This window comes from Enterobacter sp. E12, assembly GCF_014596715.2.
Classification (GTDB): domain Bacteria; phylum Pseudomonadota; class Gammaproteobacteria; order Enterobacterales; family Enterobacteriaceae; genus Enterobacter; species Enterobacter bugandensis.
In genome coordinates this window covers 3,380,698-3,406,384 of sequence record NZ_CP115601.1, presented here as the reverse complement: position 1 = coordinate 3,406,384, position 25,687 = coordinate 3,380,698, and the positions used below count along the sequence as shown (strand labels likewise).

Below are 25,687 nucleotides of genomic sequence, written 5' to 3'. Positions count from 1 at the left end.
CAGCCAGGCATGCTGAGCAGGAGTGGTCACCATGCAATGTATCTGTAAATATATGGCTTTATCATCACTGGCTGCCGGTTTGTTTTTTATTGCCCAGGCTACGGCATCCACGCCAGTGCAGAAGGACAGTCCAGTGATAAATAGTTTGTTTGCGCAGACCAAACCGCAGTGCATCGGGCGCTATGTGATTGACGTTCCCGAGTCATTCAACAATCAACTTCACGATATGATTTTTATTGATGATTTTAAAATTGAAAGTAAACCTCTCTATCCATCCTCATTTAAACAGCGGGTGCAGTTAAGAGAGCAGGCGCTGCGCGATGCCATTAATAAACCAGACAACTTATAAAGGAACTATTTTAGATATGGGGCTTCTTGGACAGAGATGGTCTTGTATAAATGCAAAAACATATCCTTTACCGAAGTCAAAAATGGTTTGGTTATTAGTTAAAGCTCTCCGAAGAAGAGTGTTTATTCTATTTCAGATGGGGTGTATTGATTTTAATAAAAAGAGCTTCACCTGCGTAAACGTACCATTCTCTGATGTTGGGAAAAACGAAAATATCATGACGTAAGAAATGTGTTTGTATATTATATAAAAGTAATGATATTTACTACACTATGGAAGATGTCGACAGTAGAGTACTGTGCTCATTAAATCATCAATAGTATAAATTCAATCTGTATTAAATTGTTTATTGTTAATCTGTGTCGTAATTAACTGTAAATTACATTCGTTTAATTTGATCATTTGAAGGGATTCTAATGACTACAAACCCTGCTACGTTGTTATTCAACCATAACCATAACCTGCTCGTGGTTAAAGGCTGTGAGTCCGCGCTCGACGTGCTGGCGTTTGAAGGCGATGAGGCCCTGAGCACGCCGTTCCGCTATCGTATTGAATTCACCAGCAGCGACCACGCTATCGCCAGAGAGGCGATGCTGATGAAGCCCGGTTCGCTGACGCTGCAAGCCCCGTTAGACCAGGGTTACGGCATTAAAGTGCAGCAGCCGGTGCGCACCCTTCAGGGCGTGGTGACCGGTTTTGAACGCCTCAGCACGTCAAAAGATGAAACCCGCTACGCCCTGACGCTCCGGCCACGCCTGGCGCTGCTCGACCGCTCGCACCAGAACGCCATTTACCAGGACATGTCGGTTCCGCAAATCGTGGAAAAAATCCTGCGCGAGCGCCACGGTATGCGCGGCCAGGATTTTCTGTTCTCGCTGTCAAAAGAATACCCGCGCCGTGAACAGGTGATGCAGTACGGTGAGGACGACCTGCACTTTATCATCCGCCTGCTGGGTGAGGTCGGTATCTGGTTTCGCTTCACCAGCGACACGCGCCTCAACATTGACGTGGTGGAGTTTTACGACTGCCAGCAGGGGTATGAAAAAGGGCTGACGCTGCCGTCGGTGCCGCCATCGGGTCAGCATTCAAAAGGCGTGGATTCAGTCTGGGGAATGGAATGCCATCACAACGTGGTGCAGAAGCAGGTCAGCACCCGGGACTACAACTACCGTCAGGCCACGCAGGACATGAACACCCTGGTGGATGCGACCCGCGGGGATATCACCACGTACGGTGATGCCTATCACTGGGCGGATAACTACCTGACGCCGGGCAGCACCTGTGACCGCAACCCGGCCCCGGAGTCGGGGGCGTTTTATGCCCGCCTTCGTCACGAACGCTACCTGAATGGCCAGACCCGGGCGCAGGGCATTACCAGCTGTCCGACCCTCTCGCCGGGCCAGGTACTGAAAGTCACCGGCGGATACGAAGTGGCCGACGTGTTTGCGCAGGGCGTGGTCATCACGGCGATGCATACGTATGCCCGCCGTGATAAGGACTTTGCGGTTGATTTTGACGGCATCCCGGACAGCACCGATTTTGGTTTCCGCCCGGAACCTGGCTCACGCCCGGTGATGGCGGGCACCTTACCGGCCCGCGTCACCAGCACCACCGAGAACGACACCTACGGGCATATCGATAAGGACGGTCGCTATCGCGTCAACATGCTGTTTGACCGTGATAACTGGGAAACCGGGTTCGAGAGCCTGTGGGTGCGCCAGTCCCGCCCTTATGCAGGGGACACCTATGGCCTGCACCTGCCGCTGCTGGCGGGCACCGAGGTGGCGATTGGCTTTGAGGACGGTAACCCGGACCGGCCGTACATTGCCGGCGTGCTGCATGACTCGGCGCACGGCGACCACGTCACTATCCAGAATTACAAACGCAACGTCCTGCGCACCCCGGCGAACAACAAAATCCGCCTTGATGACGAGCGCGGAAAAGAGCATATCAAGGTCAGCACGGAGTACGGCGGGAAGAGCCAGCTGAATCTGGGTCACCTGGTCGACAGCGAAAAACAGCAGCGCGGTGAGGGGTTTGAGCTCAGGACGGACAGCTGGGGTGCGATACGGGCGCAGAAAGGGATATTTATCAGCGCTGATGGCCAGATGAAAGCGCAGGGTCAGGTGCTGGAGATGCAGGCAGCGATGAGCCAGCTGGAGCAGGCGCGGTCGCTGGCTGAAGCGTTACGCAGCGCGGCAGAAGCGGCGAGGGCTGAACTGGCAGATGTGCAGACGCAGAAGGCGCTGCTGTCAGAGGCGCTGACGGATTTAAAGAAAGCGGCGCTGCTGGTCTCGGCACCGGAGGGAATAGCGCAGGTGACAGGGAAAAGCCTGCAGCAGTCGGCGGGAGACAACATCATCAGCACCAGCGGCGGGCACACAGATTTCAGCGCACTGAAAAGATTCACCGTGGCGGCCGGGGAGCGGGTAAGTCTGTATGCGCAAAAGCTGGGCATCAAAATGTTTGCCGGCAAAGGGAAGGTGGAGATCCAGGCGCAGGGGGATGAGATGACGCTGGATGCGCTGAAGGATATCCGCATCAGCAGCAGTGAGGGAAAACTCATCATCAGCGCGAAGCAGGAGATAGTGCTGACGAGCGGCGGAGGATATATCCGGATAGCAGACGGAACGGTGGAGTGTGCGGCGCCGGACAAAATCATCGAGCGCGGGGCGGTGTGGCAGAAGTTTGGTGGGCAGAGCATAAGTCAGGCAATGCAGAGCTGGGAAAACGCGAATTTTTCTTATACGCCTAAGGCGATTGATGCCTACGATGGGTCAGCTCTGGCAGCGCAGAAAATGGCCATTCAGGGTGAGGATGCAGTCAGTCAAACCGTCTCAACCTCTGAAGATGGAAAAGGCGATTTAATGAAGCAGGTTAGTGTGGTGATGGACAAACTGCGGTTCGAGGGAGAAAAATAACCATGACTCAAGCAGCAGAAAATGAGATCGTGAGCCGACCAGAATATGATGAAAATGGGCGAGTGTACTACAGCCTGCCTAATGGCAGAGCGCAAGACAATCTGGTGATTGCCTGTCCTAAGGTGGCGGAAAAGGTGATCCCGGTTATTTTTCTGCCGGGAGTCATGGGAACGAATCTCAAAAAGATAAAATCCCCTGAAAAAGTCTGGCATGCTGACATGTTTCAGGGCTCAGATGCGCTGGCATGGCTCTATAAGTCTAAAGAACAAAGAAAAGCCTTGCTGGATCCTCTTACCACCGAAGTCGATTTAACGGGAAAGGTACTTTACGACGATCTTGACGGCAGAGGGTTTCCCTCCAGAGCGGCCCGTGGCTGGGGCAGTGCGCTTTACAAAAGCTACGGCGAACCTCTCCATGTGCTTCAGTGCATGCTGAATGACGGTCATATTCTGATTGATAACCTGATCAATGGTACCAGCAGGCGCACGCCCCGCCAGTTACTGATTGGTGAAAATTTAGGTGCAGAGAAAGGCGAAGATGCGCTGACTGAGCCTGAGGTCAGGCGGAGTTATGATTACCTTTTTCCCGTGCATGTTTTTGGCTATAACTGGCTGCAGTCAAACGCCGATTCGGCCGCGTCTCTCGGGCGATATATCAGTGAGACTTTAGGCACTTATCACGGCAGGCTTGCCACCAGTAAAGTCATTCTGGTCACCCACTCCATGGGTGGCCTGGTGGCCCGACATTATTCAGAACAAATGAACGGCAGAGACAATATTCTGGGCATCGTTCATGGCGTTATGCCTGATCTGGGATCACCGGCGGCATATCGCCGAATGAAGACCGGAGAGCGGGATATTGTCGGAGCGGTAATTGGCGCTGACGCAGCTAACCTGATGCCGGTACTGGCCCAGTCCCCCGGTCCTCTGCAACTGCTGCCGGGTAAAGCCTACGGGCCGGGTTGGCTGAAAATTAACGGCACGGTAAATATGAATAAGCCGGAGTCTGACCCTTACACGGAAATTTATCTGAATGAAAGTGACTGGTGGCGGCTGTGTGAGAAAGAATTGCTGCTGGATGATATAGAAATTGAATGGAGTAATTATGTTAATTGCATTACTTATACGATTTATGATTTTATTGAAAAATTAAACGGAAAATATCATCCCAACACCTATGCATTTTATGGTGCCAGTAAAAAATATCCTTCAGACGATCATCTGATATGGCAGCAGATCCCGGCACCGAAACCGGTTATGGGCGTACCGCCGGAGCTTCCCGTTTATCGCCATGCAGCAGGGAACACGTTTGAATTGACCTCCTCCGGCAGCGCCGGGGACGGAACCGTACCAGTACGTGCCGGCAGGATTAATTTTCCCGGGATCCGTTCGCTGCTTGCGACTGAAGTAGATCATGAAGGTGCCTACGCCGTGGGGGATACCAGTACGGAAAACTGTCTTTCCGTTGCGATGAAGTTCACGTTACGCTCGATTATAAAAATGGCCGGGGAGGTCGCCTCATGCGGGTAAGGCATTTATGGATGGGATTACTTGTTGTCGTCCTTATTCTTTCAACAGCTTTCTGGTTACTCACCCGTTCGTGGCCGGTAGCCCCTTTAACGGCAAAGGAAAAACAAATGACGGATAAACTATTTGAACAGACCAGACCTCAGTGCATTGGCCGCTATCTTTTTGATGTGCCCGCTTCATTCAATAACGCTGACGTAGGTCAGGTAAAGATCAATGAAATGAGAATTACCAGCAAGCGGCTGTATCCTCCGGCGTTTGCACAACGTATCCGGTTACGTGAACAGGAGTTAAAAAATAGTCCTGCAGTTGATCCCCTGGACCTTCCTTATCTGAAACAGGTATACCGGATAAATGACAATGCAGTCATTTTTGATCGCAATGTAAATGAAAGTGTGGCAGGAGGAATGCGGATTCTTGAAGGACATCTATATAGCAATGGAGTTGCATTTATTGTGTATTTAGAATTCTTAGATCATACAAGCACTAAATATTTTGAAAAGAAAAAGATGTTAAAAAATGCGGGGTTGAGTGAGTCTAGCTTAAGTAATAAGCCTCAGAAGCTGGCAGAAATGCAAAGCCTGCTATCCCGACTAAAGGGAAGAAATGATGATGAAGTGCCAACACTGCCTGGTATCTGTATTCCGGAAGGTTTTATTTATGATTCGGGGGGGGTATCGAACGATGTCATCAACATTATATATAACAATGATGACTTTGGCCTTATTGTTAACAGTGATAATACGCTTCGAAAATCTGAACCATTCTTAGAAAGGTCTGATGAAATAAATGCTACCCTCATCAGAGTTGGCGCACGCACTCTGAAGAAAGGGGCAGTAAAACTACCGAAGATAAATGCAGAAGAGTGGTTGATGAAAGGTAAGCAGGATATTTATCAACCGAAAGAGAAAATAGTTCCTGCCTACAGATTCGCCTTTTATGGGAATGAGGATATAGCCGACTCAAGGCATCCGGTATTTTCCGTTGAGTTGAATAATTCTGGATTGGAAACAAAAAACTATACGGATTCACAACTGGTTGATATCTGGGACAGAATCACAAGAACGTTCAGGTATCGAACTGGAACAGCTCCGGTAAACATCAGGGAGTAAATGCATCTTAAATAAGAGAGCGCTCTAAACATATTTTTAATGCTGGTTTTAATTTTGAGATAAACACCCGCTGCTAATCTACAGAATCCTATAAATTAAAACTGCAATTACTTATGCCAGCTGGAGTGAGAAAAGAGCAGCGTGCTGGAATTTGATGTGAAACAGGGAGTGGACGCATGAGTAATAATCCTCCATTAAGATACAGCCATAACCACCACCTGCTGGCGGTGAAAGGCTGTGAGTCCGCGCTCGACGTGCTGGCGTTTGAAGGCGATGAGGCCCTGAGCACGCCGTTCCGCTACCGTATTGAATTCACCAGCATTGACCACGCTATCGCCAGAGAGGCGATGCTGATGAAGCCCGGTTCGCTGACGCTGCAGGCCCCGGTAGACCAGGGTTACGGCATTAAAGTGCAGCAGCCGGTGCGGGTGATTCAGGGCGTGGTGACCGGTTTTGAACGCCTCAGCACGTCAAAAGATGAAACCCGCTACGCCCTGACGCTCCGGCCACGTCTGGCGCTGCTCGACCGCTCGCACCAGAACGCCATTTACCAGGACATGTCGGTTCCGCAAATCGTGGAAAAAATCCTGCGCGAGCGCCACGGTATGCGCGGTCAGGATTTTCTGTTCTCGCTGTCAAAAGAATACCCGCGCCGTGAACAGGTGATGCAGTACGGTGAGGACGACCTAGGGCTTGCATACCATGAATAAGATAAAACAAAAAGCAATGATCCTGGTCGCCTTAATCGTAGCGGGATATGGGTTGTATCAGTATTTTCGCCCTTACAATCCATCACCGCAGACACTGACGTCATCACAGCAGGTAACCATGAACAAAATAAACGCTGAAATGAAACCTTATTGCGTCGGGCGCTATATGCTCGACCTGCCATCGTCCTTTACGGCTTATAATGACGCTGCACCGCTGGATAATAATATCTGGGCGGCGGTGATTTCCCGGCCTGAGGATACGTATAAAACCTATCTGGCGACAAAGAAAATGTATCATCCGGGTTTTAAGCAGTTAATCGCATTACGTGAAAAGGCTCTGCGAGAAAGTAAAACTATTGACGCTCAGGATATGCCTTTTTTAAAAAAAGTCTGGTCTTTGCCGGACGGTATGGATGGTGTGATTTTTGAACGGAATGAAAACGGAGGTGCCGCGGACGCAATGCGGATTCTGGAAGGATATATTTATACCAATGGTGTGGTTATCAAGTTTCAGAAGCAAACGGTCAATGATTCAGCTTCACGTTATGAAAGACAACGAAATGGCGATCCAATTCAAAATTATGTCGCAAGTGACGTCAGCCAGATGCAGTCGCTGATGGCGAGAATTAGCGGCAGGGATAATGACGTCATTCCGAAGAAACCAGGTTCCTGTATCACCCATGCGTTTATTGCCACCGACCCGACGGCAAGGGAACGGGAAGATATCTCCGTTGGGCTTGAAAGTAAAACACTGGAACATATCAGAGTTATTCTTTCTACTGATAACTTCACCCGAGAAAAAGACACGGTGCTGGAGAGAGCAGGTGAGATAGAGAGTAACTTGTACCGTGGCCATGTGGAAAGAAAAGGGGCCTTTAGTATTAACGGACTGCAGGCCCAGGAGTTTCTGGCAACGGGTTTACAGGCATCTCAGGACGAGCCACGTTACGGCTTTGATATGTTCATCAATGAAATGACAGCCAGCTACAAGACTCCCAATTTTATTCTGACCCTGGAGAATGATTCCATGCCGCCAACCTCCTACAGTAAGGAGGAAATTATCGCCTTCTGGGACACGATCAGCCGTAGCGTACGCGTGCGCCCCGGCGCGTTTTGATTATGTATTTTCATACAGCGAAAATTAAAATTTTATCGATAATAATTAAGTGGGGCGCTGTCTTGGTCGCAAACCATTATATTGTCGTAAATTAATTTTTAAAAAAGAGGAAGATATGCCTGGAATTGTTTGCCTGGGTGATGATACCACCCATGGTGGAAAGGTTATTACCGCGTCGTCGACAATGTTTATCAATGGTATTCAGGTTGCCTTGGTCGGTGATTTGGTTTCATGTCCAGAACACGGAATTAATCCGATAAAAGAAGGTGATCCCGGAGCGTCAGAAAATGAGATGAACGTTGTTGTTAATAACTGCGCCTGTTCCTGTGGATGCAGAGTCATTAGTTCTCACATCGAAAATACTATTGAGTCTTGATATTATGTGGCCTATCCCCAAAGTACCCAAAAAAAGTACAATTGCCAGCTTGTCATACAAGCGATGGGGGATTGTTCTTATTTCTATTTTAATGGTTTGTTCTGTTTTTGGTTTTTCTTTGTGGGGAACGGAGGCATATACTAAAATAGTATTTTTCCTGCTACTTCCGGCATTTTTCATATGGTTATGTATTTTTGGCGCAGCGCTAAACCGTTATGAGCAGTCAAGGAGCGCTCTTTCTGCCTGGAAAGAAGAAACTGATAGAACTAAGGCTTTATGGCAGCACTGGAGCCGACAGCAGTTGTCAGTGGTTGGTAATGTTATCTTTACTCCTGAGGAAAACGGGGCCGCGAGTTTTCTTGGACCTCTGTCTGATATTCCAGCATATCCAGATAAAGTCAGGTCGTTGTCACATTCCTGGGGCTCCCTTCGTGTTTTGTCTGATATGATCGACAAACAGCTTGAGCAACAGTATCCTGGTTATCGGAAATTTTTGCATACTATTTATGTATTGCAACCCTCTGGTTGGGACAAAAAGAACGTATGCCAGATTATTCTGTCTCAATGGGATCTGCTTCCTGAAGTAAATTGTTCCGTTGAGTGTATTGGAAAATTCCACGATAACGTTAATTTTGATGGTTTGATATTAGTTCTTAGTTTCCAATGCTGGTTGGCAGGTGTATCGAAACAATCCAGCGAAATGGTCTCTGCCCAGCTTTTATCATCCTCAACTTTTTCCAGACAACATGCTGTACCGGTACTTGCCGGATTAGGCCGTGTTATGCCTGTGGATAATGAGAATATTGAAAAAGATTTAGATATGCTTTTTGAATACAATCGAATTGACAAGCGTGATTTACGCCATGTCTGGCTTTCTGGTATTCCTGCTGATATTAATTCAAAACTAATTCAGTATGCCGATCGATGTCAGTGGAAACTTCCAGAGAAACATCCTTTTAATTTGATTGATTTTTCTTTTGGTCCCCCTGGTGAAATGGTATTCCCTGTTTCACTCGCATTGTTGGTTGACGCGGCTCAAAAGACTGAAGCTAACCAATTATTAATTATTCAGGCATCACCTCAGTCCAGACTGCTTTGTTTGATTACTCGGAAACTTTACTTATGACCCAAGAAAAGGAATTACAGTCAGCGCGTTATGGGTTTTGGGGCTATCTTGTTTTAATTGTTGGCCTTGCGGGTATAACTGCGTTTTTACTATTTATTAATCAAGATGCCTTGCTTAAATATGGGCTGACATATCGCCAAATTTGGTCGGTGTGGGGTGGTGTATTTGGTTTTTTATTCTTAGGCACTATTTGCTCTCCTTTTTATTGGCGCTGGAAGCAAAGAAAAAAACAACTCATTTATTTACCACCGGAACCCTCAAGTGCTGAAACTAAAACAACTCCAGATGTGAGTACAACCATCAGAGATTATACCGATTTAAAACAGCATCTTAATCTTCGTTATGGCGTCCTTTGGCGACGCAAAGTCCACCTGCTGCTCGTCACTGGCAATGAAGCCGCTATAGAGCAATTGGTACCAGGCCTGCAGGAAAGCCAGTGGCTTGAAGGCAACCGCACCGTGCTGATTTACGGCGGGAGCCTGGCATTAGAGCCTGGCCGGGAGAAATATACCGCGTTGCGTAAACTGCGTCGCGGTCGTCCTCTGGACGGAATAATTCGCGTCGTACCGCAGTCGCTTAATCTCACCCCTCAGATTAGCGACAACGATTTACGCGGGCTGGAAAAAATCAGCGAATTGCTCCGTTATTCCGCGCCGGTCTGGCTGTGGCAACTGTGTGACAGCAAATGGTCGCAGGCAAAACGTACTGAACAGGCGGTAGGAGCCCGTTTCCCGCTGCGTGCCAAAGCTGACGATATTAGCCGTCAGCTTGAGCTGATGCTGCCTGCATTGCGGATACAGGGGATGAGTCAGGTCGCTGAGAACAACGGCCACGATTTCCTGCTGCGTCTGGGCCAGTACCTCAAAGACGGCGGTATCGCCCGCTGGACTCAACAACTGGTGCCATGGTTGGCTGCCTCTCAGCAGCGTGTTCCGTTGCGTGGTCTGATGTTCAGCCTGCCGGAAAGTTACCCTGTTCATACTACAGAGGGGACAGCCGAACCTGAGAAATATATCCCCGAATCACAACGCCATGCCCTCGCCCTGCCCGTAACCTGGCAGGGCATTGTGGATGACTGCATCCGTGTGCGTGGCCGCCGTGTCGGTATGGCCTGGGAACAGACGCTGGCCTGGACACTGATGACTATCATCGGTATCTGGGGAGCGGGAATACTGCTGTCGTTCGCGATCAACCGCATGCAGATAGTCTCTGTTGCCGAGCAGGCGCATGCGCTGGTGGAGCATTCTTCCGTATCGGATTACCAGCTCACGGCTCTGCATACCCTACGTAATGACGCCGGCCGCCTGCAGCACCGTATTCAGGAAGGAGCGCCCTGGTACCAGCGCTTCGGTCTGGACCATAACCAGCAGCTGCTCGATGCGTTGCTGCCCTGGTACGGCGTGGCAAACAACCGCCTGATACGCGACCCGGCGAATCAGGCGCTGACACAAAAACTCAGCGCATTGGCAAACTCTGCCCCCAACAGCGACCAGCGTGCACGGCTGGCGAAGCCAGGTTATGACCAGCTTAAAGCCTGGCTGATGATGGCCCGTCCGGATAAAGTCGACGGCGCGTTTTATGCGCAGACCCTGAAAACCGTGCAGCCGACGCGAATGGGTATTTCTACCGGTCTGTGGCAAAGCCTGGCGCCGGATTTGTGGGCCTTCTACATCACCGAACTGCCTAAGCAGCCACAGTGGAAAATCACACCGGATGCGCAGCTGGTCAGCCAGAGTCGCCAGCTGTTGCTGCAGCAAATTGGGCGTCGTAACGCTGAAAGCACACTGTATGAAAATATGCTCAAGTCAGTGCGTCGTAACTTCGCCGATGTCTCCCTGGAGGACATGACCAGCGGTACCGATGCGCGTCGACTTTTTACTACCGAGGAGGTCGTGCCGGGCATGTTCACCCGCCAGGCCTGGGAAGGTGGCATTCAGCAGGCTATCGAAAAGGCTGCAAATTCCCGCCGGGATGAAATTGACTGGGTGCTGAGTGATTCCCGTAAAGCCGTATCGGCGGATCTGTCGCCGGAAGCGCTCAAAGCACGCCTGACAGAGCGTTATTTCATTGACTTTGCTGGCAGTTGGTTGAATTTCCTCAACAGCCTGCACTGGAACCCGGCAAACAATATTGCGGACGTTACCGACCAGTTGACGCTGATGAGCGATGTCCGCCAGTCGCCACTGATTGCCCTGATGAATACCCTCGCCTGGCAGGGACAGACAGGCCAGCAAAGCGAAGGTCTTTCGGACTCCCTCATCAAATCGGCTAAAGATCTCGTCGGTGGAAAAGATAAACCTGCCATTGATCAGTCTGCGTCAGGGCCGCAGGGGCCGCTGGACGATACCTTTGGCCCGCTGCTGCAGCTTCTGGGTAAAAACAAAGGTGGTAATGTCATGTCGGCGGACAACTCCCTGAGTCTGCAGACGTATCTGACCCGTATCACCCGCGTGCGTCTGCGACTGCAGCAGGTGGCCAGCGCTTCTGACCCGCAGGCAATGATGCAGACCCTGGCGCAGACCGTTTTCCAGGGCAAAAGCGTGGACCTCACCGACACTCAGCAATACGGCAGCCTGATTTCGGCAAGTCTTGGCGAGGAGTGGAGCGGATTTGGCAGCACAATGTTTGTGCAGCCGCTGACCCAGGCCTGGGAGACCGTGCTTCAGCCGTCGGCAGCCAGTCTGAATGACAAATGGAGCCGTTCGGTTGTCGCGAACTGGCAAACTGCCTTTGACGGTCGTTTCCCGTTTGCTGCCAGCAAAAGCGATGCCTCTTTACCGATGCTGGCTGAATTTGTGCGTAAGGACAGTGGGCGGATAGAGCGCTTCTTGTCGACAGAGCTCAACGGTGTGCTACACAAAGAGGGTAGCCAGTGGGTACCGGATAAGGTCAACAGCCAGGGACTGAATTTTAACCCGGCCTTCCTGCGGGCCATTAACCAGCTGAGCCAGCTGTCAGACATCCTGTTCACCGATGGCAGTCAGGGCATCAGCTTTGAGCTGCAGGCGCGTCCTGTGCCACAGGTGGTGGAGACGCAGCTAACCATTGATGGGCAAAAGCTGCACTACTTCAACCAGATGGCCGACTGGCAAAGCTTCCGCTGGCCGGGAGAGACTTACAAGCCGGGAACGATGCTGACATGGACCACGGTCAACGCCGGTGCGCGCCTGTTCGGGGATTACAGCGGGACCTGGGGCTTTATCCGCTGGCTGGACTTGAGCAAGCGTCAGCAGCTTGACCGCAGCCAGTGGATGATGAGCTTTACCGCACCGGATGGTCGCACCCTGCAGTGGGTGCTGCGCTCACAACTCGGAAAAGGCCCGCTGGCGCTGTTGGATCTGCGTGGTTTCACGCTGCCGGATCACATATTCAGTGTCGACAGCGCGGCCACCGCTCAGGCGCTGATGGCTAATACGGAAAACAATGACATGGAGGGCGTCGAATAATGAGCGCATTGCAGAATTTGGTTACCGCCTGTCAGGCTGACGATGCTCAGCTGCGTGAACAGGCGCAGACGCGCACGGATAACTGGCAGCCCTGGCTTGCTCCGGTAAGCGTAGCCAGTCCGACAGGGGAAGACCCGGGATATGACGATGATTTTCAGCGTATCCGCGAAGAGGTTAATAAGCTCTCTGGGATTGATACCGAACTGATATGCACGCTTGCTGAAAAGTTACTGACCACCACGGCCAAAGACATCCGGATTGCGACCTACTACTGCTGGGCGCGACTGCACCAGGATGGCGAAGCCGGCTTTGCCGAAGGGCTTGAACTGCTTGCCGGATTATTGCAGCGCTACGGCATGCAGCTTCACCCTCAGCGGGACCGAAGCCGCAAGGCTGCACTGGAATGGCTTGCCGGTAGCCGTGTCCTGGACAGCCTGTCACTGTATCCGGAAGTCGTGCGCGAGGATGCGCAGCGGACCTCCGGGGCGCTGCTGCTGATCCGCGACAGCCTGGAGACAGAGCCGGAAGCGTCGCGGCCAGAGCTGAATGCCCTGTACAGCGGGCTGGAGTCTCGCCTGATGAAGGCCGGTGGTGTGGATGCCGTGGTACCGCAGAACGCAGGGAATAAGGCGCAGTCACAGCCCTTTACGCATGCGACCGAGTCAGATGCGCCGGTTCTGAGCCGCATCACCTCCGGTCAGGATTTGCTGGCCCAGGCCCGTACCCTGACGGGATATCTGCGCGAGCAGCCTGATGGTTGGCTAGCCGCACACCGGTTGATGAAAAGCCTGCGCCATGACACGCTGAGAGCGATCCCTGCACCGGATGCCGAAGGGAGAACACGTATCGAACCACCGCGGGCTGACCAGCGGGCGATGCTCAAGCGACTCTATCTGCAACAGAGCTGGCTGGAGATACTGGAGCAGGCGGACAGCACCTTCTCGCGTGGCGCTAATCACCTCTGGCTGGATTTGCAGTGGTATATCCACCAGGCTCTGGTGAAATTGGGGCACGATGTGCTGGCCGATATCATCATCGCCGATCTGAAAGGGCTGCTGAGCCGTCTCACAGGACTTGAAACGCTGGCCTTTAATGACGGAACGCCGTTTGCCGATGAGGTCACGCTCAACTGGATAAATCAGAGCGTGCTGGACGATTTGTCCAACTGGCGGGATGAGCCGGTCAGTGCTGCTGGTGAGACAGATAACGATATCCTGCTCCTCGAGCCGGAAGCGCTGGATAAAGCGGACACTGACGGTCTGGATGCCACCCTTCACTGGCTCCAGACCCGTCCTGGTTGCGACTCTACAAAAGACAAATGGCTGCTGCGCCTGCTGATGGCCCGCATAGCCGAGCAAAAGGGTAAAAATGAGCTGGCCCTGCATCTGCTGGGTGAACTCGATAGCGCCGCACGGTCAATCACCCTCACGCAGTGGACACCGGCCCTGTTATTTGAAGTGAAATCCCGTCGCCTCAGACTGCTACGCATGAAAGCTACACACAGTGAAACCGATAAATCACGTCTTCAGCATGAGATGGACCAGCTTCTTGCCGGTCTGATTGCGCTCGACCCGGCAAGTAGTGCGGTGCTTTGCGGATAAAAACGCCTGGCTACCTTTAACATTCCTATATTCAGGTTTTTTATGGACGACTTAACCCTGCGTTACTACGACGCTGAAATGCGCTACTTGCTGGAAGCCGGTGAAGAGTTTGCCCGCGCTCACCCCGAGCAGGCAGCAATGCTCAACCTCGATAAAGCTGGCGCGCGCGACCCGTACGTGGAACGCCTTTTTGAGGGCTTTGCCTTCCTGATGGGGCGATTGCGTGAAAAGCTTGATGACGACCTGCCTGAACTGACAGAAGGGCTGGTCAGCCTGCTCTGGCCGCATTACCTGCGCACCATACCGTCGATGTCGGTGGTGGAGTTCACCCCTGAGTGGCGTGAGATGAAAGAGCAGATGCGCATCGTCAAAGGCTTTGAGGTGAACTCAAGGCCGATCGGTGAGAGGGGCACGCGCTGCCGCTACACCACAACCAAAGAGATTACTCTCCAGCCGTTGTCGCTTGAGCACGTCCGCCTGTCGACTGACCCTGACGGGCGTTCGGTTATTAGCCTGCGGTTTAAGTGCAGCCATCTCGCCGACTGGAGCCGTATCGATCTCAGCCAGCTCCCGTTCTACTTCAACGCAGACGCACCACTAGCCTGCGCCATGCATGAAGCCTTTACGATGAACACGGCGCGCCTGTGGCTGCGGATGCCGGGTGATATAGACAGAAGACCGCTTGACGGCTATTTCGCCGTGCTGGGATTTGACGATGATGACGACCTTTGGCCGAAGGGGAGCAGTAGTTTTAGCGGCTATCAGCTGCTGCTGGAGTACTTCACCTTCCGTGAGAAATTCATGTTTACCGGCTTGCGTGGGCTGGAGACCGTAGTCTTTCCGGCTGAACTCCCCTGGTTTGAAATCGACGTGGTGCTGGCAGAACGCTGGGAGCATGATTTCAGCTTTACCGAAAAGCATCTGCGCCTGAACTGTGTGCCGGTGATCAACCTGTTCCCGCTGGAATCTGACCCGCTGACGCTCAACTCCCTGCAGACCGAATACATGCTGCGACCGATGCGGGTGCAGGACGGCCATACTGAGATTTACTCTGTGGACTCGGTGATGTCATCCAGCCAGCATACCTACGTGCCATTCTCGAGCTTCCGTCACAAAGGCGGCATGATGCGTCATGAAGCCCCGGAATATTATTATCACACTCGTGTGCGGCGCGGCCCGTCAGGCCTGTACAACACCTGGCTTATTCTGGGCGGCGAAGCGTTTGATAACCACACGGTACCAGAAGATGAAAGCCTGTCCCTGACGCTCACGGGCACAAACGGCCAGCTCCCGCGGCGAGCGCTCCAGAGCACCGTGCTCGATACAGTGATGAAAACGACTTCAGCCAGTATTACCGTGCGTAACCTGTGTGCGCCGACGCTGCCCTGTTATCCCCCGGCGCAGGACCGTTTTCACTGGCGTGTGCTGAGCCACCTCGGCAGCGGGTTCCTGTCAATGATGGATAACGCCGACGTGCTGCGCGGCACCCTGGCGCTGTACGAGTGGACTGACAGCGAGATGAACCGCCGTCGCCTGGAAGCCATCATTGACGTGAAGCACAGTGAAACCGAACGCTTTGAGCAGGGCTACCTGGTGCGCGGCGTGCAGATTGAGGTGACGCTCGACAGCCATGGCTTTGCCGGGCGCGGTGACATCTGCCTGTTTGGTGAGATGCTGAGTCGTTTCTTTGCGCTCTACACCGACATTTATCTGTTTAACCGCCTGATTATCATTCTGCAACCGACCGGAGAACGCCTGGAATGGCAAGAGAAGCACAACCGCCGTATTCCCGGCTGAGCCCACGGCTGGAGGCGGATCTTCACCGCATTAACTTTTACCGTTTCTGTCAACTGCTGGAGAAGCGCAATCCAGGTAAGCCGTTGATGGGCTCGACCAGCCATCCCGCCGATGACCCGGTACGTTTTGCACCGCACTCGGGGATGGGATTCCCATCCAGTGAGCTAAAGGCTGTCGAGTATGCCGAGGATGATGACAGCAGACCACCACTCATCCGCACAACCTTTATGGGGATGTACGGTGTCGACTCACCTCTGCCGACGGCCTATCTCGATGATATTACTCAGCGTCGTGAAGGGTATGAAGCGCTGCAGGGTTTTCTGGATATCTTCAGCCATCGCATCCTGACGCAGTTTTACCGCATCTGGCGCAAATACTCCTATCCCGCAACGTTTGAGCCGGGGGGAACGGACAGCATTTCACAGTCGCTGCTGGGGCTGGTAGGGCTGGGCATACCGGGAACCGCAAACCACATTGCCACCCCGGTGTCCCGCTTTCTGGCGCTACTCGGGGTTCTGCAGCAGCCGGGCAAAACCCAGGAGGGAATGCAGGCCCTGGTGACACTGCTGGCCCCGGATACTCTCGTGAAGGTCAGTCCATACTGCCTTCGACCGGTGGAGGTCAGTCAGCAACTGGGCTTCTACGGTGATGACGATTTTCAACTGGACGGCAATACCCCGCTGGGTGACGAAGCAATGGATGCCAGCAGCCAGTTGCTGGTTGCGCTCGCGACGGAAAACGAACAGGAGGCGCAGGGCTGGAAGCCGGACGGCCAGCTGTATCAGGATTTCCTGGTCATGCTCCAGGTGTATCTGGGCTGGCGGTTCAAGGCCAGAATTACATTGACCACTTCAGTCCGGCTGCTGGCCGTTCCACCGCTGGGCGAAAGCCCTTTCTGGCTGGGAATGAACGGTGTGCTGGGAGTAGAGGGTGATACTCTTTCGGATGAAATACCCGAGACCTTTACGACAGAACTGGGTGATTACCGCGGGCTGGAGCCTGCGAAACCGCAACAAGGAAATCGACGTGTTACCTACAAGTTTAATTAAGACCATGCGCTGGCTTATACCTTTTATGGCGATTAGCCTGACAGGCTGCGGCGTGGCGCAGAGCGTCACCGACGTGACCAAATCGGCGTTTAATTCTGTGTTCTATAAAAAGATTAAAATACTGCATCTGGATTTCACTGCACGTGAGGCGCTGAACATTGATGCCCGAGAAAGTAATCCGCTTTCTGAACCAGTCGTGGTGCGGGTTTACCAGCTTAAAGATCGAAAAATCTTTGATAAGACGGTTTATATGCAACTGCTTCAGGATGATAGCAGCATTCTGAAAGACGATATGCTAGCGAGCCGTGATGTCGTGGTAAAACCAGGCGGTGATGCAAGCCTTGATATGCCGATGGAAGAAGCTGCGCAGTTTGTGGCTGTGGTGGGGCTGTTCCGCCATCCGGATGAGGTCAACAGCACCTGGAAGCAGGTTATTAAACGCAGCGACCTGGATCCGGATAAACCGCGTACTCTGGAAGCTGGCGAGAATCATCTGACGCTGCAACCGCTTAAGGACAACTGATGCCCCACGGACATAACACGCCTTCACTGTATGAAATGCTAACCGGAAATTTTTCCGGTGGCCTCAACCTCAACCAGGTGAGTGAAGAAAATCAGGTCATCCTCTCAGTGTTGGATAATATGCAGCGCGTTCTCAACTGTCGCGCCGGCACGCTCGCGCATCTCCCTGACTTCGGCTTGCCCGATATGACGAAAATCCTTCAGGGTATGCCAGGGACGGCCCATGAACTTATGAGCACGCTGTCGACTGTCTTGCTCAAATATGAACCTCGACTGAAGAAGATAGATGTTGTTCTGCTGGACCAAAAAGTTCCAGGCGAACTGCGCTATGCCATTGACGCTGAACTCAAGGGGATTGGCCTGGTGCGCTATGGCACTGAGTTTATGCCCGAAGGACGGGTTCTGTTGAGGCACCTCAGGCAACAGCAGTACCTCGATACCACAGCCCGTATTTAAGGCCAGGAAACACTATGTCAGTAAAATCACAATTCATAAAAAAACTGCAGGCCAGTCAACCTTCACCCGTTCCTCCAGTCAGTAAAACTCAGGCAGATATTGCAGCGTTTCGCCTGCGAATGGAGCAACTTCAGCAGCAGATGGATGAGTGGCTCACAGGTACCGGACTGAATGTGAGCACTGTCTCTGCTTCCGTTTCGGACCTGCTGGTGGAGGGAGGGGCTTTTGAGATTTCCGGTATTGTTCTTCGTTATGACAGTCGGGCGGTAAAGTTTATGCCGATCTTTCTGTATGGACAGGGCGTCGCCGGTTGTGTCGAGGTGACTTTCTGTTCCGGAGAAAATGTTATTTCTCAAGGGCGGCTCTTTATGCGGGTAGGGGGGGGAAGTGACTGGATCTTCACTCCCCCAGATACACCATCCCGGTCAGGACAATTATTTGATGAAGGTATTTTTTTCGGTCTGATTTTAGCGCTGTTGCCATAGCGATAACATTATTTCATCAACTGACGAAATCAACTGACACGTATATGCAGGCCCTCCAGAATGACTATAGATATAACGTTAAAAACCGGCGACGACCCGCGCACGCTTCCGGATTATGCCGCCCTTCGCGATGAACTGAGTAAATTAAGCCATCCCGCTCGACCGGACGTGAACTGGGTATACGTTGAAAAACGCTGCCTTTCATTATTCGAGCAAAACGGTGTTGAGTTGCAGACTGCAGCTTGGTACACCCTCGCCCGTACGCAGCAGTCTGGAGTCGCTGGCCTGAATGAGGGGCTGGCGATCCTGGAGGCTCTGATTAGCCACCAGTGGGAGGTTTTCTGGCCGCATTCGCAACACGTGCGAATGGAAATCCTTAGCAGCCTGAGCCAGCGCCTGCAGCAACTCATGCGTATGCTCACTTTGGATGACAGCAATCTGAGTGAGCTATATAACGCTGAAGCGTTGCTTTCCAGGCTGGGGGCGGTGCTCCAGACCCTTGAGCTTAAACACCTTAGCCAGTTCGAGACATTACGAACGGTGATACATTCTAATGCGGCAAGACTGGAAAAAAATCATGGAATAACAGATTCGCATGAGATGAAGCCCGACAGGGAAGCGCCTTTGGAAAAGGATGAACCGATCCAGGCGGTGAAAAGGGTATATGTTGTCCAGCAGAAAAATGAGCCGAACGGTGAGGAACCTGTGATGCCCTCCCGGATTGCCGGGCAGCGGAAACCCTTTGTCGCCGGGATGTGTCCTGCGCTGCTGGTCTGCGTCGCCATAGCGTGGGGTGGGGGCTTTCTCTCCAGACCCGATCCCTTAACGACTCAGGCCATTGCCTCGCTGGCACCATTACCTGAAGCGCTCACACCTGTTCAGCAAAACGCGTTAACGCAGCGAGGAACGTTACCGTCTACGTTTATCTCAGATACGCAGCAGCAGCTTGCACGGCTGGATAAACTGTCTCCTGACTGGAATATTTCCTACAGCCTACAGCTGTTAAAGCAGCTCCAGACATTACGGCCCGAAGAGGCTAAAGCGCTGATAATACAGTGGCAAAAAAAGTTTAACGCGACGGCGTTGCCTGTAGACGCAATGAACAGCTGGTATCAGGGGATGATGACGCTTCAGCAACTGAGTGATCGGCTGAGTAGTCTGGATGAGCAAAAAGGAAAATATCTAACCGTGAGTGAGCTTAAATCCGTGGTTTTTTCGACTATGCAGTCATTTAACCATGCGATACCCGCTGAAGAGCAGCTCAGGCGCCTGTCGCAGTATCCTGCAGGAAGTGCGCTCCCTGAAGCAGAAAAGACCCAACTTGAGCTTCACCTAAAGCAACTGGCAACGCGTTATGCTCAAATAAAGCAGGATGCTTCTGCTCAATGAGTTTTTGCAGCGAACAGACTAATTTGGGTTAAAAACAGAGGAAGATAAAAGTGTCCCCTGCAGGAATCGAACCTGCAACTAGCCCTTAGGAGGGGCTCGTTATATCCATTTAACTAAGGGGACGAGGCGGCACGAGTATAGCGTTATTTACACTTTGCGTTAAGCGCGTTGCCGCCTGACTGCTCAAAGAGTCACCATTCAGGTTGATTTTTTTGCTGCTTTATCCTTTTCTGCCTGCGCCTTAAGCTCGGCTTTGCGTTTATTCGACATGTCGTTACGGATTTGGGCATGGCTTAACAGCGCGAAGATAAACGTTCCACCGCAGATATTCCCCGCCAGCGTCGGAATAGCGAACGGCCAGAAAAAATCGCTCCAGTGAAGCGTACCGTTAAAGACCAGGTAAAGTATTTCAACGGTACCGACCACAATATGCGTGGTATCCGCCAGCGCAATTAGCCAGGTCATCAGTATGATCACCACGATTTTAGCGCTACCGGCAGAAGGGAACATCCACACCATTGTGGCGATAATCCACCCAGAGATAATGGCATTTGAAAACATTTCGACTGGCGTGTTTTTCATCACATCCATACCGATCTTCACAAACGCGTCCCGGGTGGGTTCATCAAATATCGGCATATATTCAAATGCCCAGGCCGCGATGCCCGTGCCGATGATATTTCCCAGCAGAACCACGCTCCAGAGCCTCATCAATAAACCAAAATTGCCGAGAGTAGGGTTTTGCATCACCGGCAGTACGGCGGTCACCGTGTTCTCAGTAAACAGCTGCTGGCGGGCCATGATGACGATAATAAAGCCGAAGGTGTAGCCGAGGTTCTCCAGTAAAAATCCGCCGGGCACGCCCTCCAGCTGCACATGAAATATCCCTTTAGCAAGCAGCGAGGCGCCCATTGACAGTCCAGCCGCGATAGCTGACCAGAAGAGGGCCATGGCATCGCGCTCCATCTCCTTTTCCCCGTCCTGGCGTATATGTTCGTGAATTGCCATCGCGCGGGAGGGGAGGCGATCCTCATCAATCTCTATCTCCTCCCCGCGCGCTTTCTCCTCGCTTTCAATTTCATGTTCCTCATTACTTTCGCCAATTTTGTCTTCACCCACTTCTTTCATATCTGCTCCCGGAGGTTGATCTTTCTTTTAAGCGTAGCGGCTTTTATCGGGATGCCTGTGGGGATGCTCTTAAATTGGCGGGAATGACAACAAAGGTGATACATCTTGTTCAAAGACATTATAAAATTGCCAGCGAAACGAATTCCAAAAGTCAGGCTATGCTGAGATCAGAGTCACGGTGATTACTGCCCGTAACTGTACTCATAGACATCGGTAAACGTGCTGTTACAATCACTTGCACGTTTTCAGACGGAGCGCCAGATGCTCCGTTACGGATGGCAATCAACGATAGCCATACTGAACAGGGAGATATTTATGAAACTTCGGCTGTCGGCGCTTGCGCTGGGCGCGACGATGCTTGTGGGCTGCGCCAGCTCCGGGGAGCAAACGGGACGCTCCGATCCTCTCGAAGGATTTAACCGCTCTATGTATAGCTTCAACTACAACGTGCTGGACCCGTATGTGGTTCGCCCGGTGGCAGTAGCATGGCGCGATTACGTTCCACAGCCCGCGCGTAACGGGTTAAGCAATTTTACCAGCAACCTCGAAGAGCCTGCGGTGATGGTCAACTATTTCCTGCAGGGCGATCCGTATCAGGGGATGGTGCACTTTACGCGCTTCTTCCTGAACTCCCTGCTGGGGATGGGTGGTTTTATCGATGTTGCAGGTATGGCAAACCCGAAACTGCAGCGTGAACAGCCGCACCGTTTCGGCAGTACGCTGGGGCATTATGGTGTCGGTTACGGCCCTTACGTCCATCTGCCGTTCTATGGCAGCTTCACCGTGCGTGATGATGGCGGCGATATGGTCGATACGCTGTATCCGGTTCTGTCGTGGCTGACCTGGCCGCTGTCGGTGGGTAAATGGACGGTGGAAGGGATTGAAACCCGTGCGCAACTGCTTGATTCAGACGGTCTGCTGCGCCAGTCGTCCGATCCGTACATTATGGTGCGTGAAGCTTACTTCCAGAATCATGACTTTATCGCCAACGGCGGCAAGCTGAAGCCGGAAGATAATCCAAACGCGAAGGCAATTGAAAACGAACTCAAAGATATTGATTCGGAATAAACAAAAAAGGTGAGCAACGCTCTAATGCCGATCAGTTAAGGATCGGTTGACCGATCCAGTGGCTGTGTAAGAATCCGGAAATGTTTACCCGTTTCCGGATTTTTTTATGCACATTGGACAGGCTCTTGATCTGGTATCACGTTACGATTCTCTGCGTAACCCTCTGACTTCTCTGGGCGACTATCTTGACCCGGAACTGATTTCCCGCTGCCTTGAAGAATCCGGCACCGTCACGTTACGCAAACGGCGCCTTCCTCTGGAAATGATGGTCTGGTGCATTATCGGTATGGCCCTTGAGCGTAAGGAGCCGGTTCATCAGATAGTTAACCGGCTGGATATCATGTTACCCGGCAACCGTCCGTTCGTTGCCCCCAGTGCCGTGATCCAGGCCCGTCAGCGGCTGGGAAGCGAAGCCATCCGCCGCGTGTTCACGCAAACAGCGCAGCTCTGGCATAACGCCACACCGCATCCGCACTGGTGCGGCCTGACACTGCTGGCCATCGATGGTGTGTTCTGGCGCACACCGGATACGCCGGAAAACGATAGCGCCTTTCCCCGCCAGACGCATGGCGGAAACCCGGCACTCTACCCGCAGGTAAAAATGGTCTGCCAGATGGAACTGACCAGCCATCTGTTGACGGCAGCGGCCTTCGGCACGATGAAAAACAGCGAAAATGAGCTCGCGGAGCAACTGATAGAGCAGACCGGCGATAACACCCTGACGTTAATGGATAAAGGCTATTACTCGCTGGGGCTGCTGAATGCGTGGAGCCAGGCGGGAGAACACCGTCACTGGATGCTCCCGCTCAGAAAGGGAGCACAGTATGAAGAGGTCAGAAAGCTGGGTAAAGGCGACTATCTGGTGAAGCTGAAAACCAGCCCACAGGCACGAAAAAAATGGCCGGGTCTGGGAGATGAGATGACAGCCCGCCTGCTGACCGTAACGCGCAAAGGGAAAACCAGCCATCTGCTGACGTCGATGACGGACGCCATGCGCTATCCCGGAGGAGAAATGGCAGACCTGTACAGCCATCGCTGGGAAATAGAGCTGGGGTACAGGGAGATAAAACAAACGATGCAACTGAGCAGGCTGACGCTGAGGAGTAAAAAGCCGGAGCTTGTGGAGCAGGAGTTATGGGGCGTGTTACTGGCGTATAATCTGGTGCGATATCAGATGATTAAAATGGCGGGCCATCTGAAAGGATACTGGCCGAATCAGCTGAGCTTCTCAGAATCATGCGGCATGGTCATGAGAATGCTGATGACGCTGCAGGGCGCTTCACCAGGGCGTATCCCGGAGCTGATGCGTGATCTTGAAAGCATGGCGCAACTGGTAAAGTTGCCGACAAGAAGGGAAAGGGCCTTCCCGAGGGTGGTAAAGGAAAGGCCCTGGAGATACCCCACAGCCCCGAAAAAAAGCCAGTCAGTTGCTTAACTGACTGGCATTAGAGCAACGCTCACCTTTTTTTATCCCTGCGCGATTAGAAAGCGTAGTTGAAGTTAGTACCGAACAGCCAGGCTTTACCTTCAGAGGTAAATTCGTACGGACCTTCCTTGAAGGTCACTTTCTGGCCATGCATATAAGATACGCCCGCATCGACAGAAGCATTCTCGTTGAACGCGTAGGTTGCACCAGCACTCACCCAGAAGCGGTCCTGATCCGGAATGGAAATGGAGCGCTTATCAGCCGGTACCGGGCTGTCATCGAATGCGATACCGGTACGGAATGTCCAGTTATCATCCATATAATAGGTGGTACCCAACGCAATGCGATAGGCGTCGTGGAAGCTCTCGTCCTTATAGAACAGCGTTTGACCGTTGGTGCCGGTCGCTTTCAGCTCCTGGAACTGGCTCCAGCTGGTATAGGCCAGGCTATAGTGAATAGCCCACTGTGGCGCTACGCGGTTGTAACCCGAGACTTCCCACATTTCTGGCAGATGCAGTGACAGTGAGCCAGGGACAGTTTGACCGGAAGTCCCCCACGGAATAGTGGTACCCGCACCAGGGACCAGGCTGTTGACCGGCGTCAGGATGCCGCTCTTGTAATCGCCGTCGAAGTCAATTTTTACTTCGGAACGATAGGTCAGGCCCCAGCGGTTGTTTTTGTCCAGCTCGTACAGAATACCGGCGTTCCAGCCATAGCCCCACTCATCGCCCTTCAGGCTGGCAATTTTGTTGCTGTTTTTCGGCAGGCGAGCCGTTTGTTCACCGGCGTAACGCTCAATTTTTGCATCGGCGTAGACGGCATCAAAGCCCAGACCGAAGCTCCAGCTGTCGTTCAGACGATAAGCACCGCTCAGGTTCAGGTTTAGCGTTGTCAGGTCTGTTTTACCGCCGTATTCGCCAGCCGGGTAGTTGTTGTTGAACTCGGTAGCAAGGCCATAGTTAGACGTGACGGATGCGCCCCAGCCAAATTGTTCATTGATTGGTGCAACGAAGTGCAGGTTAGGTACCCACGCCGTTGGCGCAATGTTATCTGCTTTCAGGCTCGCACCAGAAGGTGACGTGCCGGAAATGTTGACATCAGGATCGATATACACCGCACCAGCAGAGAAGGTCGGGCGATCGAACATCATGATTAATGCAGGGTTACGGCTTGCGTTACCCGCATCATCAGCGATTGCACCTTCCCCTGAATACGCACGGCCAAGGCCAGAAGAAGAAAATTCGTTTAGCTGAAAGCCCGCTGACCAGGCGGAAGTAGAGACGATTGCCACTGCGACTGCCAGCGCAGTCTTGTTGAACAGGGTTTTCTGGCTCATGACCATAACCTCATTGAGTTATTTTTATTCAATAATTGTTACATACCGTAACAGGAGCGCGAAGTGTAGGGTCTGAGGTATGACAGACAAATCAGACCAGTGGCCAGAGTATAGGTCCGACCAGCCTGAATGTTGCAAGTTTGTTTATTAATATTTTCAAACATGTTTCTTGAAACGAGATCTGGTTGGCAAAATTGTGACCATCGCGGCGCACTCAAAAGGGTGGTTTTTGTTTTAGATCATTTTTTAGTGTGATATCGGTCACTTATCCGATTTTGCGCCATTAACGGCTGGAGAGAGCCAGCGCTGGGGCGTAAAATATCAGCATCGTGTTTATCTCGCGCGCTGCGCGAATACAGAGGAAATTGAGCTATGAGTAAATGCAGTGCTGATGAAACCCCGGTTTGCTGCTGTATGGATGTTGGCACCATCATGGACAACACCGATTGCACCGCGTCTTACAGCCGTGTGTTCACCAACCGCGCCGAAGCCGAAGAAACGCTGGCCGCGCTGAGCAAGCGCGCGCGTGATGTGGAGTCCGATCCGTGTGAAATCAAATCTACCTTCACGGAAGTGGACGGCGGCGTGAAGCTGGATATCGACTTTGTGTTTGCCTGCGAAGCTGAAACGCTAATTTTCCAGCTCGGTCTGCGTTAATTCTTTTTGCCCGGCGGCGCTTCGCTTGCACGGGCCTACGATCGTGTAGGCCGGGTAAGGCACCGTCGCTACCCGGCAACAAACCGCACA

Annotated in this window: 19 protein-coding genes, 1 tRNA gene and 2 pseudogenes; 19 read left to right on the top strand and 3 right to left on the bottom strand. The window is 52.3% G+C overall.

Annotated features, from left to right (window positions below; genetic code table 11):
* Positions 1-52: 52 nt before the first annotated feature.
* From IB212_RS16310 to IB212_RS16235, 16 genes and pseudogenes are all read left to right on the top strand, one after another.
* Positions 53-343, top strand: a pseudogene (locus tag IB212_RS16310) (hypothetical protein); the annotation flags it as partial.
* Between the two features lie 422 nt (positions 344-765).
* The gene (locus IB212_RS16305; protein WP_337282726.1) at positions 766-3,270 is read left to right on the top strand and encodes a type VI secretion system tip protein VgrG; all 2,505 of its coding nucleotides are present in this window, start codon (positions 766-768) and stop codon (positions 3,268-3,270) included.
* Positions 3,271-3,272: 2 nt separating this feature from the next.
* Positions 3,273-4,799: a triacylglycerol lipase gene (locus IB212_RS16300; RefSeq protein ID WP_188246104.1), complete on the top strand. Its 1,527-nt coding sequence runs from the start codon at positions 3,273-3,275 to the stop codon at positions 4,797-4,799.
* 11 nt (positions 4,800-4,810) lie between these two features.
* Entirely contained in the window at positions 4,811-5,908 is a 1,098-nt protein-coding gene (locus IB212_RS16295) for a T6SS immunity protein Tli4 family protein (protein ID WP_188246105.1), read from the top strand.
* A gap of 176 nt (positions 5,909-6,084) precedes the next feature.
* A pseudogene (vgrG, locus tag IB212_RS16290) lies at positions 6,085-6,597 on the top strand (type VI secretion system tip protein VgrG); the annotation flags it as partial.
* A gap of 13 nt (positions 6,598-6,610) precedes the next feature.
* Complete coding sequence (locus IB212_RS16285; protein ID WP_188246107.1) at positions 6,611-7,735, top strand: T6SS immunity protein Tli4 family protein; 1,125 nt, start codon at positions 6,611-6,613, stop codon at positions 7,733-7,735.
* Positions 7,736-7,850: 115 nt separating this feature from the next.
* A complete protein-coding gene (locus IB212_RS16280) occupies positions 7,851-8,111 on the top strand; it encodes a PAAR domain-containing protein (protein ID WP_188246108.1) in 261 nt (86 codons plus the stop codon).
* Positions 8,035-9,237 (top strand): hypothetical protein, encoded by a 1,203-nt coding sequence (locus IB212_RS16275; RefSeq protein WP_223239747.1) that lies wholly within the window; start codon positions 8,035-8,037, stop codon positions 9,235-9,237. Before IB212_RS16280 ends, IB212_RS16275 begins: the two co-directional genes overlap by 77 nt.
* A complete protein-coding gene (locus IB212_RS16270) occupies positions 9,234-12,683 on the top strand; it encodes an ImcF-related family protein (RefSeq protein WP_188246109.1) in 3,450 nt (1,149 codons plus the stop codon). The genes IB212_RS16275 and IB212_RS16270 overlap by 4 nt, the downstream gene beginning before the upstream one ends.
* A complete protein-coding gene (gene tssA, locus IB212_RS16265; protein ID WP_188246110.1) occupies positions 12,683-14,284 on the top strand; it encodes a type VI secretion system protein TssA in 1,602 nt (533 codons plus the stop codon). Before IB212_RS16270 ends, tssA begins: the two co-directional genes overlap by 1 nt.
* A 42-nt stretch (positions 14,285-14,326) precedes the next feature.
* On the top strand, positions 14,327-16,081 hold the full coding sequence (gene tssF, locus IB212_RS16260; RefSeq protein WP_188246111.1) for a type VI secretion system baseplate subunit TssF: 1,755 nt from the start codon (positions 14,327-14,329) through the stop codon (positions 16,079-16,081).
* A complete protein-coding gene (gene tssG, locus IB212_RS16255; RefSeq protein WP_188246112.1) occupies positions 16,045-17,130 on the top strand; it encodes a type VI secretion system baseplate subunit TssG in 1,086 nt (361 codons plus the stop codon). The genes tssF and tssG overlap by 37 nt, the downstream gene beginning before the upstream one ends.
* A complete protein-coding gene (gene tssJ, locus IB212_RS16250; protein WP_041908861.1) occupies positions 17,108-17,653 on the top strand; it encodes a type VI secretion system lipoprotein TssJ in 546 nt (181 codons plus the stop codon). Before tssG ends, tssJ begins: the two co-directional genes overlap by 23 nt.
* The gene (gene tssE / locus IB212_RS16245) at positions 17,653-18,108 is read left to right on the top strand and encodes a type VI secretion system baseplate subunit TssE (RefSeq protein ID WP_041908863.1); all 456 of its coding nucleotides are present in this window, start codon (positions 17,653-17,655) and stop codon (positions 18,106-18,108) included. The genes tssJ and tssE overlap by 1 nt, the downstream gene beginning before the upstream one ends.
* 14 nt (positions 18,109-18,122) lie before the next feature.
* Positions 18,123-18,593 carry a hypothetical protein gene (locus tag IB212_RS16240; protein WP_041908865.1) on the top strand — a complete coding sequence of 157 codons (471 nt, stop codon included), beginning with the start codon at positions 18,123-18,125 and terminating at the stop codon, positions 18,591-18,593.
* Between the two features lie 60 nt (positions 18,594-18,653).
* Positions 18,654-19,982, top strand: coding sequence for a VasL domain-containing protein (locus IB212_RS16235; protein ID WP_188246113.1), 1,329 nt, complete (start codon positions 18,654-18,656; stop codon positions 19,980-19,982).
* 51 nt (positions 19,983-20,033) lie between these two features.
* Here the strand turns inward: IB212_RS16235 and IB212_RS16230 are convergent.
* Both IB212_RS16230 and IB212_RS16225 read right to left on the bottom strand, forming a co-directional pair.
* Positions 20,034-20,105, bottom strand: a tRNA-Arg gene (locus tag IB212_RS16230).
* Positions 20,106-20,180: 75 nt separating this feature from the next.
* Positions 20,181-21,110 (bottom strand): formate/nitrite transporter family protein, encoded by a 930-nt coding sequence (locus IB212_RS16225; RefSeq protein WP_041908869.1) that lies wholly within the window; start codon positions 21,108-21,110, stop codon positions 20,181-20,183.
* Between the two features lie 315 nt (positions 21,111-21,425).
* Between IB212_RS16225 and mlaA the strand changes: the two genes are divergently transcribed.
* Positions 21,426-22,178 carry a phospholipid-binding lipoprotein MlaA gene (gene mlaA / locus IB212_RS16220; protein ID WP_041908870.1) on the top strand — a complete coding sequence of 251 codons (753 nt, stop codon included), beginning with the start codon at positions 21,426-21,428 and terminating at the stop codon, positions 22,176-22,178.
* Between the two features lie 106 nt (positions 22,179-22,284).
* Positions 22,285-23,613: an IS4 family transposase gene (locus tag IB212_RS16215; RefSeq protein ID WP_409033779.1), complete on the top strand. Its 1,329-nt coding sequence runs from the start codon at positions 22,285-22,287 to the stop codon at positions 23,611-23,613.
* A 46-nt stretch (positions 23,614-23,659) separates the two neighbouring features.
* On the opposite strand, the gene fadL is transcribed toward IB212_RS16215, so the two are convergent.
* On the bottom strand, positions 23,660-24,940 hold the full coding sequence (fadL, locus tag IB212_RS16210; RefSeq protein ID WP_041908871.1) for a long-chain fatty acid transporter FadL: 1,281 nt from the start codon (positions 24,938-24,940) through the stop codon (positions 23,660-23,662).
* Between the two features lie 372 nt (positions 24,941-25,312).
* On the opposite strand from fadL, the gene IB212_RS16205 reads away from it, so the two are divergent.
* Positions 25,313-25,597 (top strand): YfcZ/YiiS family protein, encoded by a 285-nt coding sequence (locus IB212_RS16205; protein WP_028013973.1) that lies wholly within the window; start codon positions 25,313-25,315, stop codon positions 25,595-25,597.
* Positions 25,598-25,687 lie beyond the last annotated feature (90 nt).

Coding starts and splice junctions, on each gene's coding strand:
- IB212_RS16285 (WP_188246107.1), top strand. CDS start 6,611: ATGAATAAGATAAAACAAAAAGCAATGATCCTGGTCGCCTTAATCGTA.
- mlaA (WP_041908870.1), top strand. CDS start 21,426: ATGAAACTTCGGCTGTCGGCGCTTGCGCTGGGCGCGACGATGCTTGTG.
- IB212_RS16240 (WP_041908865.1), top strand. CDS start 18,123: ATGTCAGTAAAATCACAATTCATAAAAAAACTGCAGGCCAGTCAACCT.
- IB212_RS16235 (WP_188246113.1), top strand. CDS start 18,654: ATGACTATAGATATAACGTTAAAAACCGGCGACGACCCGCGCACGCTT.
- IB212_RS16280 (WP_188246108.1), top strand. CDS start 7,851: ATGCCTGGAATTGTTTGCCTGGGTGATGATACCACCCATGGTGGAAAG.
- IB212_RS16270 (WP_188246109.1), top strand. CDS start 9,234: ATGACCCAAGAAAAGGAATTACAGTCAGCGCGTTATGGGTTTTGGGGC.
- tssG (WP_188246112.1), top strand. CDS start 16,045: ATGGCAAGAGAAGCACAACCGCCGTATTCCCGGCTGAGCCCACGGCTG.
- IB212_RS16295 (WP_188246105.1), top strand. CDS start 4,811: ATGGGATTACTTGTTGTCGTCCTTATTCTTTCAACAGCTTTCTGGTTA.
- IB212_RS16205 (WP_028013973.1), top strand. CDS start 25,313: ATGAGTAAATGCAGTGCTGATGAAACCCCGGTTTGCTGCTGTATGGAT.
- tssE (WP_041908863.1), top strand. CDS start 17,653: ATGCCCCACGGACATAACACGCCTTCACTGTATGAAATGCTAACCGGA.
- IB212_RS16215 (WP_409033779.1), top strand. CDS start 22,285: ATGCACATTGGACAGGCTCTTGATCTGGTATCACGTTACGATTCTCTG.
- tssA (WP_188246110.1), top strand. CDS start 12,683: ATGAGCGCATTGCAGAATTTGGTTACCGCCTGTCAGGCTGACGATGCT.
- fadL (WP_041908871.1), bottom strand. CDS start 24,940: ATGAGCCAGAAAACCCTGTTCAACAAGACTGCGCTGGCAGTCGCAGTG.
- tssF (WP_188246111.1), top strand. CDS start 14,327: ATGGACGACTTAACCCTGCGTTACTACGACGCTGAAATGCGCTACTTG.
- IB212_RS16300 (WP_188246104.1), top strand. CDS start 3,273: ATGACTCAAGCAGCAGAAAATGAGATCGTGAGCCGACCAGAATATGAT.
- IB212_RS16225 (WP_041908869.1), bottom strand. CDS start 21,110: ATGAAAGAAGTGGGTGAAGACAAAATTGGCGAAAGTAATGAGGAACAT.
- IB212_RS16305 (WP_337282726.1), top strand. CDS start 766: ATGACTACAAACCCTGCTACGTTGTTATTCAACCATAACCATAACCTG.